At 59.3% G+C, this 15,449-nt stretch carries 11 protein-coding genes; 7 read left to right on the top strand and 4 right to left on the bottom strand.

Features of this window, described 5'->3' with window-relative positions; genetic code table 11:
- Nucleotides 1-25: 25 nt before the first annotated feature.
- The 4 genes from IEW17_RS14390 to IEW17_RS14375 all read right to left on the bottom strand — a co-directional run bounded on the left by IEW17_RS14390 (nt 26) and on the right by IEW17_RS14375 (nt 5,909).
- Entirely contained in the window at nt 26-3,037 is a 3,012-nt protein-coding gene (locus IEW17_RS14390; protein ID WP_188562753.1) for a glycosyltransferase family 117 protein, read from the bottom strand.
- A 200-nt stretch (nt 3,038-3,237) separates the two neighbouring features.
- A complete protein-coding gene (locus IEW17_RS14385; RefSeq protein WP_188562752.1) occupies nt 3,238-3,891 on the bottom strand; it encodes a T9SS type A sorting domain-containing protein in 654 nt (217 codons plus the stop codon).
- Between the two features lie 273 nt (nt 3,892-4,164).
- A complete protein-coding gene (locus tag IEW17_RS14380; RefSeq protein ID WP_188562751.1) occupies nt 4,165-4,788 on the bottom strand; it encodes a hypothetical protein in 624 nt (207 codons plus the stop codon).
- 368 nt (nt 4,789-5,156) lie between these two features.
- Nucleotides 5,157-5,909: a biotin--[acetyl-CoA-carboxylase] ligase gene (locus tag IEW17_RS14375; protein WP_188562750.1), complete on the bottom strand. Its 753-nt coding sequence runs from the start codon at nt 5,907-5,909 to the stop codon at nt 5,157-5,159.
- Nucleotides 5,910-5,982: 73 nt separating this feature from the next.
- Here IEW17_RS14375 and rsfS point away from each other — a divergent pair, with 73 nt between their 5' ends.
- The 7 genes from rsfS (at nt 5,983) to IEW17_RS14340 (ending at nt 15,359) form a co-directional block, all read left to right on the top strand.
- Nucleotides 5,983-6,363, top strand: coding sequence for a ribosome silencing factor (gene rsfS / locus IEW17_RS14370; protein ID WP_188562749.1), 381 nt, complete (start codon nt 5,983-5,985; stop codon nt 6,361-6,363).
- 234 nt (nt 6,364-6,597) lie between these two features.
- Entirely contained in the window at nt 6,598-8,721 is a 2,124-nt protein-coding gene (gene ftsH, locus IEW17_RS14365) for an ATP-dependent zinc metalloprotease FtsH (RefSeq protein ID WP_188562748.1), read from the top strand.
- A gap of 93 nt (nt 8,722-8,814) precedes the next feature.
- Nucleotides 8,815-9,474 carry a LutC/YkgG family protein gene (locus tag IEW17_RS14360; RefSeq protein WP_188562747.1) on the top strand — a complete coding sequence of 220 codons (660 nt, stop codon included), beginning with the start codon at nt 8,815-8,817 and terminating at the stop codon, nt 9,472-9,474.
- A gap of 100 nt (nt 9,475-9,574) precedes the next feature.
- Nucleotides 9,575-10,342, top strand: coding sequence for a UDP-2,3-diacylglucosamine diphosphatase (locus IEW17_RS14355; protein WP_188562784.1), 768 nt, complete (start codon nt 9,575-9,577; stop codon nt 10,340-10,342).
- 22 nt (nt 10,343-10,364) lie between these two features.
- Nucleotides 10,365-11,243, top strand: a complete 879-nt coding sequence (locus IEW17_RS14350) for a hypothetical protein (RefSeq protein WP_229749012.1) — start codon at nt 10,365-10,367, stop codon at nt 11,241-11,243.
- 113 nt (nt 11,244-11,356) lie between these two features.
- Nucleotides 11,357-12,523, top strand: coding sequence for a zinc-dependent alcohol dehydrogenase (locus IEW17_RS14345; RefSeq protein WP_188562745.1), 1,167 nt, complete (start codon nt 11,357-11,359; stop codon nt 12,521-12,523).
- Nucleotides 12,524-12,680: 157 nt separating this feature from the next.
- A complete protein-coding gene (locus IEW17_RS14340; RefSeq protein WP_188562744.1) occupies nt 12,681-15,359 on the top strand; it encodes a S8 family serine peptidase in 2,679 nt (892 codons plus the stop codon).
- The last annotated feature ends 90 nt before the right edge of the window (nt 15,360-15,449 follow it).

The following is a 15,449-nucleotide window of genomic DNA, read 5'->3' as shown; positions in this document are numbered from 1 at the left end:
TTCTAATTGCTGACCCAGCGAAGAGCTAGCGCGGATAATACAAATTCATCAGGCCCAGGGCCTTTTCGCTGCGGGCCTTGTCACCGCTGAGTTCGGCGGCGCGGTACACGCTTTGCAGGCTGAGCACGTAGCCGCGCTGGTCGTCTTCAAACAGGCTGGCATCGGGCTTGGTGGCGTAGTAGGCCAGCATTTGCTCCGAGCGGCGGGTCATGGTGTCGAGCATCTCGTCGGCTTTCTGCTTCTCGCCGCCGGCTATCAGGGCGGGCACCAGCTGGGGCGAATAGTAGTCGTAGGGCACTGTGTTGTCGGGCATCAGCGCCAGGCACTTGTCGGCCACTTCCTTGGCCTTGGCCACGTTGCCGGCGGCCAGGTAGGCCATGGAGAGGCGGGCAAACTTGTCGCGGTAGTTGGCCGGGAAGCGCAGGTGGTTTTCGTCGTAGAAAATGTTCGGGTTATCAAGGCCCCGGTAGCTGAACTCCTTGAACAGACGCTGGTAGGTCAGGTCTTTTTCCACGTAGCCGTCGTCGCCGCTGCGGGGGTCGTAGTTTGGGTCTTTGAGGGGCAGCAGGCGGTAGGCCATGCCTTCGAGCTGGAAGTAGGGCTGCAGGTTCATGTAGTCCTGCGGGGCCACGGTGCTGCTGAAGTAGATGGGCCGCTGCCAGTTATTGGTGGCAATCATGTCCAGAATCACCAGGTTTTTCTTCTCGATGGCGCGCTTGCCCATGCTCCACTCCATGCGGGACACCAGCTGGCCCGCCCGCTCCTTGGGAATAATGCCGAGCTTCTTCACGGCCACCGTATCGATGGGCAGGAAGAAGTTGGGCGTTGGGAACGACATCATGCTCGGGCCGCCTTCCTGGTACTGCACCTGTAGCAGTGGGTTATTGGTTTTCACCAAGTCGATAAACTCCTTGAGATTTACGCTCTGCACGGCGGGGTTGGCCGCGAAGGGCACCATGTCGTTCGTACCCTGCGCGTAGGCTTCCGGACCCATGCTGATGGGGAAGCCCTGCGAGAGGTAGGAGCGGCGCTTCATCTGGGCGATGTACCAGTCGGTGTTGAGGTAGCTGAGCACGGCCACGCGCACGTCGGTGCGCACGCCTTCCACCTCCTGGGCGTACCAGAGGGGGAAGGTGTCGTTGTCGCCGTTGGTGAACAGGATGGCGTTTGGGGCGCAGCTGTTCAGCAGGTTCTTGGCCGAGTCCACCGAGTTGTAGCGGTCGGAGCGGTCGTGGTCGTCCCAGCCCTGGGCCACCATAATGCCCGGAATGAGCAGGCCCACGGCCAGCGCCAGGCCGGCCCGCAGGCCGTCAGACTTCACCACTTTGCCAAACAGCTCGGCCAGCCCCAGTACCCCCAGGCCTATCCAGATGGAGAAGGCGAAGGTGGCCCCGGTGAAGGTGTAGTCGCGCTCGCGTGGCTCGCGTGGCGGTTGGTTGAGGTAGAGCACAATGGCCAGGCCGGTCATCAGAAACAGCAGGCCCGTCACCCAGGCGTCCTTGCTGTCGCGCCTGCTCTGGAAGAACAGGCCAATCAGACCCAGAATGAGCGGTAAGGCCAGAAAGTTATTATGCGCCGGGCTCTCACCGATGCGGGCCGGCAGGCTCTGGGCGCTGGCGCTGAACGGCGTGACTGTGCCGGCCTGCTGCACGTCGGACTCGCGCCCCACGAAGTTCCACATGAAGTAGCGCCAGAACATGTGGCCCATCTGGTAGCGCAGCAAAAAGCCAATGTTCTGGCCCATGGTGGGCTTCACGCCGTCCTGAATATCCACCCACTTCTTGTAGTTGGCAATCTGGTCGGGCTCGTAGCTGTAGATGCGCGGCAGCAGCATCTTGTCCTCGTCGCGGTACACGGGCTCCTGCTGGCGGGGCAGAATCTCCTTATAGGTATTGGTCTTGGGGTCGCGGGCGTAGCGGGGGGCACCCAAGGTGTAGTCCACCGGCTGGGCGTTGAACTGCGGGCCGTAGAGCAGGGGCCGCGAGCCGTACTGCTCGCGCTTGAGGTAGCTCACGAAGCTGAGCACATCCTCGGGGTCGTTTTCGTTGATGGTGGGCTGAAACGAGCTGCGAATCGGCACGATGAGGTAGCTCGAATAGCCAATCAGAATAAACACGAAGGCGAGCATGGCCGTGTTCAGCAGTTGGCTGCGGCGCTGAAAGGACAAGCGGAAGCCGAACCAAATCAGCCCAATAAACACAATCAGGAAGATAAACAGACCCGAGTTGAAGGGCAGCCCGATGGTGTTGATGAAGAATACCTCAAAGTTGCCGGCCAGCGTGGGCAGGCCCGGGATGATGCCCACCAGAATGGAACCCACAATCACCATGCTCACCACCATCACGATGATGCCGCCCTTTACCGACGGATTGGCCGTGCGGCGATAGTAGTAGATGAAGCCCAGCGCGGGCAAGGTCAGCAAATTCAGCAAGTGCACCCCGATGCTCAGGCCGATGACGTAGGCAATGAGAATGAGCCACTTGTCGGAATCGGGCTCGTTGGCGTGGGCTTCCCACTTCAGCATTATCCAGACCACGGCGGCGGTGCAGAGGGCCGACATAGCGTACACCTCGCCCTCCACGGCGTTGAACCAGAAGGAGTCAGAAAACGCGAAAGCCAGCGCGCCCACGGCGCCCGCACTCAGAATTAGGAATGTCTGGAAGCGCGAAGGCTCGATGGCTTCGGCCGCCAGGGCGCTGTTGCTCACGGCCTCTCGCAGTACCAGCTTGCGGGCCATGCGGGTGATAATCCAGAACAGAAACAGGACGGTGAAGGCACTGCTCAGGCCCGAAAGGGCGTTGATGAGCACGGCCACCTTGGTCACATCGCCAAACGAAAACAGCGAAAACAACCGGCCCAGCAGCAGGAACGTGGGTGCCCCCGGAGGGTGCGGTACCAGCAGCTTGTAGGAACAAGCAATGAACTCGCCGCAGTCCCAGAACGAAGCCGTGGGCTCCAGGGTAAGCAGGTAGGTGGCGGCGGCAATGGCAAACACGAGCCAACCAACGAGATTATTCAGGCTTTTAAAGGAGCGCATAGAAACGAGTGAGGCACAAGGGCCCAGCCGGTACCGGGTACAAGCCGGAGCTGGAAATAGAAGCGGACGAATCGGTGAAAAGGCAAAAGTAGGCAATGCACCGTTGCACTGGCACTCCGCTCAATCCAATTCGGGCTAGAAACACAAAAAGCAGCCGAAGGCTGCTTTTTGTCAGGATACCGAGTTGGAGTGGGGTCTGCTCAATTCTGCAGCACCAGCCGCTTGGTGGTTATCGCCTTGCCATCCACGAGCAGCGTGTAGAAGTACATGCCGGCGCGCAGGTCGCTCAGGTCCACGGGCAGGCCGGTGGTGAATGCCTCGGACTTGATGACCACGCGGCGGACTTCCTGGCCGATGATGTTGCTCAGGCGTAGTTGGTAGTCGCTGTTGCTCAGCTTCTGGTCCAGCTTCACGGTAACCTGACCGCGGCTGGGGTTTGGAAATACATTCACGCTGATGCCGGCTTCCTTGGCATTGAGTGTGGCCGTGGGCGTGCGGGCAACGACTGTCAGCACCCCGTATTGGTTTTGGCCTGGGAGTCCATGCGCTTGGCAATGGTAGGGAAAAACTCCAACTGTATTAAAGGGAATAATAACAGAGGGCAGGCTCGCGCTCGGCGTGAAAGTTGCCCAGGTCTGTGGGGAACTGTCCGACACCGTGGGGTGGAAGCCGGCCACCCACACAAAGTTGATTCGGTCGCCCACCGTGATGGTACGGATGTCGGCATTTCCGGTCGTGCCCGGCCCACGGTAGTAGTTATTGCCAACCAAAATGGTGATGTCCACCGCCAGTGACGGTGCCAATGAGCCGACCATCAAAAAAAGGGCAATCAGTGAACGAGTAAAGAGTTTCATAATCGAAGCAGAAAAAATAAAGGATGAAAAGAAGCAGAATAGCTCCCAGTTAAAAACAAGCACCGTGCCGGGTTGGCTCTTTCATTGCCCTTACGGCAGTGGTTGAACCCGGTTCATGCAGAATAAACCGGCGAAAACGGTTAAAGTTGGCTACGCTGGCAAAACAAACTCGGGGTGAGTAACGAATTGGTTGCCTGATGCATTCAGGTCCTTAGCAGAATCTAAATATACTACCCAGATGCCAAAACGGCCGGAAGGGTTGGGTCGGAGTGACTAAAAAGAAATGCGCACGGTCAGCGTGTCTAAAGCAGTCGGTTTTATCGCTTGCTCATATTGCGTGTCGATTCCTTGCTGATTAGTAATAACCCAAATGATTTTTCCGGGGAAACCAGCAAGCAAGGGCCTGATTAGAGTCGTGTCACGGGGGTAATATAACTGGGTGCCACCTCCTTCATAGCCAGAGATGAACATATACACCCGGCTCCTGGGCAACGCATCTACGAGTTGCAGGCGGACCCAGGCGGGGGCGTACATGGGAATGAGCAGGCCGGTATTTTTGCGTCCGGCGGTTAGGTTGGGAGCTAGGCCCCAGTCGGTGAGGTAGCCGGGCGGGGCGCTGGCTTTCACCAGGTAGCCGCTTTTGCTGGTGGCGTCGAAGTGGAAGGAGAAGCGGCCCTGCACATCGGTGGGGTAGGGGCTGCCCACCGCGCCATAGCCCCCCCCCCGCCCGGCCTGGTACACCTGTACCAAGGCCCTGGCCACGGGCTGGCGGCCCTGGATTTCCACCACCTGCCCTTCCACCAGAGTCGCACCCGTGGTGGGGTCGTTGTTGCACCCGCTCATCAGCAGGGGCATAACCAAGAGAAGCGTGGCTACGAAAGGAGATGCGTTTTTCATGGAAAGATGATGGAAGAGGTGGGGTGCTGTGCTCAGATAACCAATAGCTGGGGCCAGATGAAAATGAGTCATATACCACATCCGGGTCATCTCAGTGATTTGCCGAAAAATAGCGGGTTCGTGTTCATGAAATGGCGGATACAGGTATTGAAGCTGTTTAGAAAGTCAAGAAGTCTGTCATCCTGAGCGCAGCGAAGGACCTTATCACAACTGAAGGGTCTCGTTCAAGCGTGTTGTAGCCGGGATAAGGTCCTTCGCTGCGCTCAGGATGACAAACGCTCAAAAAAATTGACTTTCTAAACAGCTTCATTGTAACGAAAAGAAAATACAGACCGTCCAATTCTGGATGACCATAAACAAAAGGGTTGCTAGACGTGCCGGATTTCCTGCAAGCCAAACCGCCGCAGCTCATTTTCAACGGCCACCGCCAGCCGCCCATCCTCCTCCACCCCGACAATCTGGCCGCTCACCGGGCGGCCTTCAATTAAAAATAAATGTTCCTCCTGGTAGCGGTACAGCACCCGCAGGTAGTCCTGCCGCAAGTGGCCCACCTGCCCGGCGCGCAGCTGCAGATAACGCCGCTCCAGACTTTCGAGCAAGCGGGCGACTAGTTCCTCGCGCAGGTAGCGCCGGCCCGTGACCTGGCTGAAGGAAGTAGCCGTGGTGTTATCGAATACTTGTTGGTTGATATTTAGCCCAATACCAATGATACTGTGCTGAATGGTAGTGCCGCTCAGGCTGTTCTCAATCAGGATGCCGCCCAGCTTTTGGTTGCCGTAGTACAGGTCGTTGGGCCATTTCAGCTTTAGGTTGGGGGCGGGGCCGAGCAGGGCGGCGGCCCAGTCGTGCACGCCCAGGGCCACGGCCTGGCTGAGCTGAAACTGCTGGGCAGCGGCCAGAAACCGGGGCTGCCACACCACCGAGAGCATCAGATTTTCGGCGGCGGCACCCTCCCAGTGGTTGCCGCGTTGTCCGCGGCCGGCCGTCTGAAAGTCCGTAATAATCGTGCAGCCGTCGCTGGCCCGGTTTTGGACAACAAAATTCTGGGCCTCCGAATTGGTGGAGGTACAGGTCGGCAGCCAGATTAATTGCTGGCCCGTGAATAGGGTTTGAGGGGTCACAACCACAGCCTTCTTTCGCGTATCGTTAACTTCGTGGACTTTCGGCTGTAAAGCTCACACCTAACAAGACAATATGAAAAGCACGTTGGTCCGTCAGGATTCAGACACATTGGCAGATTTGGTCGTTCGCGGCATGCAGGATAAGAAGGCAGCGGACATCGTGGTGCTGAATTTGAAGGAGCTAAAAAACGCCGTCGCGGATTATTTTATCATCTGCTCAGCCAATTCCGATACCCAACTCGAAGCCGTGGCCCGCTCGGTAGAAGAGGAAGTTGAAAAAGTAACCGGCGAAAGCCCCTGGCAGACCGAGGGCCGCACCAATCGTGAGTGGGTGCTGCTCGACTATGTCGACGTAGTGGTGCACGTTTTTCTGCGCGACCGCCGCAAGTTTTACGCGCTGGAAGAGCTGTGGGGCGACGCCGATATTAGCTACATCGAGTCGGAGCCGGCCTAAGTTGGCCCAGCACCTGCCATCCTGAGCGCAGCGAAAGACCTTGTCACGCCATAGCAGTGTGGGATTATTGCCAGCTGTTCAATCGTGAGAAGGTCTTTCGCTGTGCTCGGGATAACAGGCAAAAAATAATCCGGTAAAATAAGGACGATTCTCACGCGTCTTGCATTTTACCGAACATTTGTTTTCGGCGCGGTGTTTTGCTCATAGTTATTCCTGATTTAACTAGCTATTTTCATGTCGGATAAAAATCCCAATAACAATAAAAAGAAGAAGCCCTTAGTGCCTTCCCCGACTCCGCGTCCGGGAGTGCAACTTTGGGTGCTGGCGGGTTTGCTGGTATTCTTGTTCGGGGTGATGTGGGTGAACAACCTGAATTCGCCCGCCCGAATCAACCAGCAGCGCTTCGAGCAGATGCTGGCCGCCGGTGATGTGCGCGATGTCACCATTGTAAGCGAGAAGAAGGAAGTTGAGATTACTTTAAAACCCGAGGCGCTGGCCAAGTCAGAGTACCGGCAGGAGCTCACACGCCGCACGCCTTTCGGGGCTACCGGCACGGGTTCGCAGTTCTACTTCCCGATAGTGGATGCCAAGCTGTTTCAGGAAAACCTGGACAAGCTGCAGGCCGCCCAGCCCGCCGCCCAGCGCCTGCCGCTCAACATTGATACCCGGCAGAGCCCCGGCGACTACGTGGGTACCTACGGCTTCATCATTCTGATGATTGTCGGTTTCTGGTTCCTGATGCGCCGCATGGGCAGCGGCGGTGGCCCCGGCGGCCAGATTTTCAACATCGGCAAGAGCAAAGCCGCCTTGTTTGAGGGCGGCGATAAAGTGAAAATCACCTTTAAAGACGTAGCCGGCCTCGAAGAAGCCAAAGAAGAGGTGCAGGAGATTGTGGAGTTTCTCAAGAACCCCAGCAAGTTCACCATCCTCGGCGGTAAGATTCCGAAAGGTGCGTTGTTGGTAGGCCCTCCCGGCACAGGCAAAACGCTGTTGGCCAAAGCCGTAGCCGGTGAAGCCGATGTACCGTTCTTCTCCCTCTCAGGCTCCGACTTTGTCGAGATGTTCGTGGGTGTGGGTGCGGCCCGAGTTCGTGACTTGTTCAAGCAAGCCAAGGCCAAGGCTCCGTGCATCATCTTCATTGATGAGATTGACGCCGTGGGCCGCTCGCGCAGCAAAGGCAACATGCCCGGCGGCAACGACGAGCGCGAGAACACCCTGAACTCGCTGCTGGTAGAAATGGATGGTTTCGGCACCGATTCCGGCGTCATCATCCTCGCCGCCACCAACCGCCCCGATACGCTGGACTCCGCGCTGCTGCGCCCCGGCCGCTTCGACCGGCAGGTGAGCATCGACAAGCCGGACATTAACGGCCGCACCGAGATTTTCCAGGTTCACCTCAAGCCGCTGACGCTGGGCCCCGATGTGGATGCCCGCCGCCTTTCGGCCCAAACGCCCGGTTTTGCCGGCGCTGAAATTGCCAACGTCTGCAACGAAGCGGCCCTGATTGCGGCTCGCCGCGATAAGAAGTTCATCACCGACCAGGACTTCACCGACGCCATTGACCGCGTGATTGGGGGCTTGGAGAAGAAGAATAAAATCATTTCGCCCGGCGAAAAGCGCATTGTGGCTTATCACGAAGCTGGCCACGCTATCACGGGCTGGTTTTTGGAGCACGTCGACCCTTTGGTGAAAGTTAGCATTGTACCCCGTGGCGTGGCCGCGCTGGGCTACGCGCAGTACCTGCCCAAGGAGCAGTTCCTCTACAATACTGAGCAGCTGATTGACGAGATGTGCATGGCCCTGGGTGGCCGCGCCGCCGAGGAGTTGGTGTTTGGCAAAATCTCCACGGGTGCCCTCAGCGACCTGGAGCGCATCACTAAAATGGCTTACTCGATGGTGACGATGTATGGCATGAACACCAAGCTGGGCAACGTGTCGTTCTACGACTCGAAGGGCCAGAACGAGTATGGTTTCTCGAAGCCCTACTCGGAAGCCACTTCGCAGTTGATTGACGAGGAAGTTCGCACCATCATCGAAAACGCCTATATCCGCACCAAGGAGCTGCTCACCGAGCGCCGCCATGAGTTGGAAGTAGTGGCGAAAGAACTGTTGGAGAAAGAAGTGCTTCAGCAGGAAGACCTGACCCGTTTGGTGGGTAAGCGCCCCTTCGACAACCAGACCAACTACCAGGCCCACATGGCTGGCACCGACCGGAGCGAAACCGCTTCGGAAGTGAAAGGCGAGCTGGCTGCTGGTGGCAAGTTGGGTAGCGACCTGCCCGAGCTGCACTTGCCCGGTATCGATGACAACCGCAACAACGAAACGTCTACGCCCAGCGGCAACGCCATTGCCGGGTAGCGGATTACTAGTCGCGTAGGTTGATACTTACGCTATTTAAAGAGCCAGTCCGGTTTTGGGCTGGCTCTTTTTTATGTGCGTTACTTTTGCGCTATGTCTGAAACTTCTCGTGATGCCGTTTTGGCCCGTATTCGGCAGGGGCTGGCGGCTGGTCCTGCGCCGTTGCCGCTCCGGCCCGACTTCGTGGCCCCCGTGCACCCGCCCCTGAGCAGCCCCGACCCCGTGGTGGCTTTCGCCGAGAGCTTCCAGCGCGTGGGCGGCGAGTTCTACTATTGTGAGACGTTGGAGCATTTGGCCAAGCAAATTGCCGGGTTCCGGCAGCGGCAGCAGGTGGGCGCGCCCTATGTATGGGAGCCTGATTTGCAGGCCGTACTGCGGGCCGCCGGCGTAGCTTTTCGGGCCGATGAGCAGGACTTTATCGCGCAGGCTGACTTGAGCCTGACTTCCTGCGAGGCGCTGGTGGCCCGTACCGGTAGCGTGCTGGTGTCGGCGGCCACGGCCAGCGGGCGGCGGCTGAGCATCTATCCCGACCAGCACCTCGTGCTGGCCCGGCCCAGCCAGGTTGTGAGCGAAATAGGGGAGGCGCTGCGGGTGATACAGTCGCGTTACGGCTCCCAAATGCCCTCGATGGTATCGCTCACCAGCGGCCCCAGCCGCACTGCCGACATCGAAAAGACCCTCGTGCTGGGAGCCCACGGCCCGCGCCGTATCGCACTGTTCCTGCTGGAAGAAGGTGAAAATAACGGTGAATGATTAGTGGTTAACGGTTGACGAGAATCATTGCCGGGCATTATCACTCATCTACTATTAACCACTGACCGTTACTCATTAACCATTGATTAAGTCCCCCCACATGCTGGCTGACCTGGCGCTGCCCCCCGGCAAGCGGGTTTATTTTGCTTCCGATTTTCACTTGGGCGCCCCCGATGCGGCTACGTCGCTGGCGCGGGAAAAGCGCATTGTGCGCTGGCTCGATGCAGTGGCCCAGGACGCGGCGGCCATCTACCTGCTGGGCGACTTGTTCGATTTCTGGTTTGAGTACAAGCACGCCATTCCGCGCGGGTTCAGCCGGCTGCAGGGCAAGCTGGCCGAGCTGACCGATGGCGGGCTGCCCATCACCATCTTCACCGGCAACCACGATATGTGGATGTTCGGCTACTTCACGCAGGAAATGGGCATTCCGGTGCTGCGCCATGAGGTATCGCAGCGCATCGGCAATCGGCTCTTTCATATCGGGCACGGCGATGGGCTGGGGCCGAAGGATTATCAGTACAAGGCGCTGAAACAGGTGTTTTCGTCGGGTGTGGCGCAGTGGCTGTTTGCGCGGCTACATCCCAACTTAGGCATCGGCATGGCCAACAAGTGGAGCCGCCGCAGCCGCATGCAAACCGGTAAAGACGATACGGAATACTTCGGCGATGAAGAGTGGTTGTTGCAATACTGCCGCGAGCTGGAAACGCGTTTGCACCACGACTATTACGTGTTTGGCCACCGCCATTTGCCCATTGATGTAGAAGTAGCGCCCGGCAGCCGCTACGTGAACCTGGGGGAATGGGTCAATTATTGTTCTTACGGCGTGTATGATGGCAACGAGCTGGCCCTGCGGCATTTTGAGAAGTAGCCGGTTCGCCGCCCTGCTCTTAGTGACCGCCGCGGCCCAGGCCCAGGTTACCGTGCCCTCGGCAGCTTCCGTTGCGCCGGCGGCCCAGCAGCCGGTGGCTCCCGTGCAGGCCACGCCGCCCGCCGCCGACGCGACTACTGCCGCCACCGCCACGTCCTGGAAACAGCTGCGCCTTATCAAGCTGCCGAATCCGGGGGCCGCGTCTCTTGACCGGCGCGGGGCGCTTTACGTGGCCGATGCGGATAACAACCTGCGCCAGTACGGCCCCGAGGGCCTGCCCCTGAACACTTACGCGCCCGCCCAGCCCGGCCACGTGGCCCAGGTGGAGGCCTGGAACGTGACCACCACGCTGGTGTTCAACGACGACCGGCAGCAGCTGGTGCTGCTCGACCGCTTCCTGGCCCCCATCACCGAAGTGCGGCTGGCCGACTACCTCGATGGCACCGTGCGCGTGGCTACTCTGGCCCCCGACAACGTTATCTGGCTGCTTGATGAAAGCAACCTGGTGCTGCGCGAGTTTGACCCTAACACCCTGCGCCTGGTGCAAAGCACGCCGCTGGATTTAATCATCGGCCGCTCGCGCCCTGATTTTCGGTTCATCCGGCAGTACCAGAACAACATCTACCTTGTCGACCGCAGTACGGGCATCTACGTGTTTGATAACCTCGGTAACTACAAAAAAAAGTTGCCCTTCACCGGGCTGGGGGCTATCGGCTTTCGGGGCGATGAGCTGTACTACCTCGATGCCGGGGCCATTCACTTTTATCACCTCTACACCCAGGCCGAGCGCCGCGTGGCCCTGCCCGCCGGGCTCGACCCCGCCACGGTGCGGCAAGTGCTGGTGGGAGAAACGTACGCGTACATTTTTATGGCAACGGGAATAGCAGTCTATCAGCTTTAAAAGCAAAATTCATAGTCGAGTTTTTCAGGGGAAATAGCTGACTGGCAACAACCTGAGTTATTGACCGGGCGTTAGGGGTAAGAGAATTTTTCTCCACTTACCACCTACTCCTTATGAAAGCTCTCCGAATTCACGGTGCCAAAGATGTCCGCGTCGACAACGTGGATGACCCCGAAATCAAAGAAGCACGCGACATTATTCTGCGTGTGACCAGCACGGCCATTTGCGGGTCCGACCTGCACATCTACAACGGCAGCATCCCCCAGCTCCATCCCATGACCTTGGGCCATGAGTTTATGGGCATTGTGGAAGAAGTAGGCAAAGGCGTGAAAAACCTCAAGCGTGGCGACCGAGTGGTGGTGCCGTTCCCGGTAGCCTGCGGCCATTGCCTGTTTTGCAGCCACGACCTGCCCGGCCACTGCGAAAATTCTAACCCCGACCACTACGGCCCCGAAGGCGGCCTGATGACCGAAAAAGGCGGCGCGCTGTTCGGCTACACGGATTTGTACGGCGGCTACGATGGTGGGCAGGCCGAATTTGTGCGCGTGCCTTACGCCGACTACGGCCCCCGCAAAGTGCCCGATAACCTTACCGATGAGCAGGTGCTGTTCCTCACCGACATCTTTCCCACCGGCTACACCGGCATCGACTGGGCCAACGTGCGGGGCGGCGAAATCGTGGCCATTTTTGGGGCTGGCCCGGTGGGCATTATGGCCGCCAAGTCAGCCTGGCTGCGCGGGGCTAAGCGCGTTATCATCGTCGATACCCAGCAGTATCGTCTCGATTTGGCCAAGCAATCGGCCCGCGCCGAAGGCATCCTGTGGGAAAGCCAGCAGCAGGTGGTTGACGAAATCCGGAGCATGAGCAAGGGCTACGGGGCCGATGTGGTGGTAGAAGCCGTGGGCTTCGAGCCCGACCGCAACCTGGCCGACCGCGCCAAAGCCGTCATCAACCTGGAAAAAGGGTCCGACAAGGTGCTGCTAGCCTGCATGAGCGCCGTGCGCCGCGGCGGCTTCGTGTCGGTGCTGGGCGTGTACTCCTCGCCGTTCGATAACTTCCCCATCCACCAGTTCTTCGACAAGGGCATCACCCTGAAAGGTGGCCAGGCTCCCGCCCACAAGTACATCGATAAGCTGATGGGCCACGTTGCCAACGGCGATGTGCGGCTTGATGACATTATTTCGCACCGCTTGCCGCTCTCGCAGGCTCCACACGCCTACGACATCTTCCGCAACAAGAAGGATAACTGCACCAAAGTGGTGTTGAAGCCCGGTGAATAAGCGGGAGGTTTTTGGTCAAGCATAAAAAAAGAAACCTGCTTACTGCAGGTTTCTTTTTTTATGCGCAGCACACTGGCGATGAAGCGGCGGCGGGTTTCGCTTTATCTTTGGCAAGAGGCATTTTGAAGGGGCTTTAATCAGTTAAAATACCGGCTGCATGAGTCAAAATCAAGAAGTGCCAGCTAAAGTGGTTGTGTTGCTAAGCAAGTTGCTGACCAGTTGGCGATGGCTGGTTCTGGTGCTGCTGACGGCTCCCAATATGCTTTTGGCGCAACTCGCCCCGCGGAGCCAGGCCTCTGCCAAACTGGCCCCGGCCCTGCAAACGGCTGCCGCCCAGCAGGGTACTCGCACCGTGAGGGTGAGCGTGCGCGATAAAGCTGCTTTCCAGCTTTGGATGCGACAGTACCTGCCCGGCGCGCAAGTGTCGCAGCCCAGCGCGTCGGCGCGCACGCTACTGGTGGCGGGCCTCAATGCTACGACGCTCGTCCAACTTGCTGCCTGCCCGTGGGTTGATTTTGTGGATGTGCCCGACCGCCGCGCCCATGAGGAGCGCCGCCTCAGCAACTCTGATTTATCGGTCAACGCTATTTCGGCGTTGCACGCCCGTTTTCCGCAGCTCCGGGGGCAGGGCCTCACGGTTTCGGTAAAGGAGCAGCCCTTCGACCCTAACGACATCGACCTGCGGGGCCGGGTGACCACGGCCGGAATCTTTCCGGGCCCGGCCTCGGACCACGCTACGGGCATGGCCACGCTCATCGGCGGCGCCGGCAACTCTGACCCGCTCGGCCGGGGCGTGGCAGCGGCCGTACGGCTGACTACCTCCAATTTTGCCCGCTTGCTGCCCGATGACGGCCAGCAGCTGGCCCAAGCCGGTGTGTCGGTGCAAAACCATTCCTACGGGGTTGGTATCGAGAACTATTACGGCGTAGAGGCACAGGAATACGACCGGCAATGCCAGCAGTTTCCGGCGCTGCTGCACATTTTTTCATCGGGTAATGCTGGTACCCTGGCTAGCCCCAGCGGCATTTACCAAGGCATTGCCGGCTTCGCCAATATCAGCGGGCAGTTCAAAATGTCGAAAAACACTCTGACCGTGGGCGCCACCGACCCCAGCGGGCAGGTATCCGCCCTCAGCTCGCGGGGGCCGGCCCATGATGGCCGCGTGAAACCCGAGCTGGTGGCCCACGGCGAGGGCGGCTCCTCCGAGTCGGCGGCGCTGGTGTCGGGCCTCAGCTTGCTCTTGCAGCAGACTTACCGCGACCAGCACAACGGCGCGCTGCCGCCCGCCGCGCTGGTAAAAGCGGTGCTCTTGAACAGCGCCGATGACCTGGGCCGGCCCGAAGTAGACCATTTGAGTGGGTTCGGCCAAGCGGATGCCTTGGGTGCCGTTGCGACCATGCGCAATGGCCAGTTCTTCGCCGGTACTGCGACGCAGGGTGTCGACCAGGTTTATACCCTGACCGTGCCGGCCGGCCAGCAGCAGCTGAAAGCTACCCTCACCTGGAGCGACCCCGCCGCGGCCGCCAATGCCGCTAGCGCCCTCATCAACGACCTGGACGTGGAACTGGTGGCCGTGGGCAGCGGGCAGCGCTGGCGGCCGTGGGTGCTCAGCAGCTTCCCGCGTGCCGACTCGCTGGCCCTGCCCGCCCGCCGTCGGGCCGACCACCTCAACAACGTGGAGCAAATTACCCTGGCCCTGCCCGGCGCGGGTACCTACGAGCTGCATGTACGTGGTTTCGCAGTGCCGCAAGGCCCGCAGACTTTCAGCTTGGCCTATGAAATCAACGCGCCGGGCCTGACCTGGGTGAAACCCGCCCGCCCCGACAACCTGAAGCCCGGCACTCCCAACACCCTGCGCTGGCAGTGGAGCGGCTCTGCTGCTGCCACGGCCCGCCTCGAATACCGGCCCGTGGGCCGCTCCCAATGGCGTGAAGTAAACCCGGCCGTGGTGCTGGCTCAAAAACGGTTTGCCTGGTTTGTGCCCGATACTACTACGCTGGCCCAGTTGCGCCTGGTGGCTGGCAGCAGCGTCTTTGTCTCCGATACATTTTCCATTGTGCGACCGCTGGCGTTGCAGGTCGGCTACACTTGTTCCGACGAAACCTTGCTGCATTGGCCCCGTGTGCCGGGGGCCGGCACGTACCAGCTCTATCAGCTAGGGAGTACGTACTTGGTGCCTTTTGCCCAAACTACCGATACGGCCCTGGTGCTCAACCGCAGCCAGATGCAAGCGCGGTACTACGCCGTTGCACCCATCCTGCGGGGCCGGGCAGTGGCTCCAAGCCTCACCATCGACTACAGCAGCCAAGGTACGGCCTGCTATTTCCGCTCCTTTCTGGTTCGCCAGCTGGTTGATGAGGTCGTGCGCTTCGATGTGGTGCTGGGCAGCGTGTATCGCCTGCGCTCGGCCACGCTCGAGCGGTTGGGGCCGGCTGGCTACGAAGCCGTACAAGCCATAAGGCCCATCACACAAACTTCCTTTGCATTCTCTGACCAGCCACCGGTTGCCGGGCGCTACCTCTACCGCGTGCGGCTGGACAATGTAGTTGGTCAATCATTCTACAGCCAGCCCGAAGAAGCGTACCTGTTGAGCACGGGCGCGGCCCAGGCATATCCCAACCCCGTGCTGGCCGGCGAAAAACTGAGCTTGGTGGCCAATACTGCGGCTCCGATGTCCGTTCGCTTGTTCGACGCGCTGGGGCGGCTTCAGCGGGAAGCCCTTGTCGATGGGCTCATCAACCGGGTTGATACCGATGGGTTGAAGCCGGGGCTGTACCTGTTGCGGGTGCAGATGGCTGAGCAGGCTGTTCAAACCATTCGCGTGGTCATCCAATAATTTTCGGGGCAATGATTCAAATGCCTAGAGCGTGAGGACAATCAAAAATTTATTTATTTACCTAAGCCAATCTAGCGTAGCACCAATATG

The organism is Hymenobacter frigidus, from assembly GCF_014640435.1.
GTDB lineage: Bacteria > Bacteroidota > Bacteroidia > Cytophagales > Hymenobacteraceae > Hymenobacter > Hymenobacter frigidus.
The sequence above is the reverse complement of the archived record's forward strand: the minus strand, read 5'-3'. Positions and strand labels throughout refer to the sequence as shown.

What these genes read in the sequence shown, in the direction of transcription:
- IEW17_RS14390 (WP_188562753.1), bottom strand. Translation starts at nt 3,037, where the DNA reads ATGCGCTCCTTTAAAAGCCTGAATAATCTCGTTGGTTGGCTCGTGTTT.
- IEW17_RS14385 (WP_188562752.1), bottom strand. Translation starts at nt 3,891, where the DNA reads ATGAAACTCTTTACTCGTTCACTGATTGCCCTTTTTTTGATGGTCGGC.
- IEW17_RS14380 (WP_188562751.1), bottom strand. Translation starts at nt 4,788, where the DNA reads ATGAAAAACGCATCTCCTTTCGTAGCCACGCTTCTCTTGGTTATGCCC.
- rsfS (WP_188562749.1), top strand. Translation starts at nt 5,983, where the DNA reads ATGAAAAGCACGTTGGTCCGTCAGGATTCAGACACATTGGCAGATTTG.
- ftsH (WP_188562748.1), top strand. Translation starts at nt 6,598, where the DNA reads ATGTCGGATAAAAATCCCAATAACAATAAAAAGAAGAAGCCCTTAGTG.
- IEW17_RS14360 (WP_188562747.1), top strand. Translation starts at nt 8,815, where the DNA reads ATGTCTGAAACTTCTCGTGATGCCGTTTTGGCCCGTATTCGGCAGGGG.
- IEW17_RS14355 (WP_188562784.1), top strand. Translation starts at nt 9,575, where the DNA reads ATGCTGGCTGACCTGGCGCTGCCCCCCGGCAAGCGGGTTTATTTTGCT.
- IEW17_RS14345 (WP_188562745.1), top strand. Translation starts at nt 11,357, where the DNA reads ATGAAAGCTCTCCGAATTCACGGTGCCAAAGATGTCCGCGTCGACAAC.
- IEW17_RS14340 (WP_188562744.1), top strand. Translation starts at nt 12,681, where the DNA reads ATGAGTCAAAATCAAGAAGTGCCAGCTAAAGTGGTTGTGTTGCTAAGC.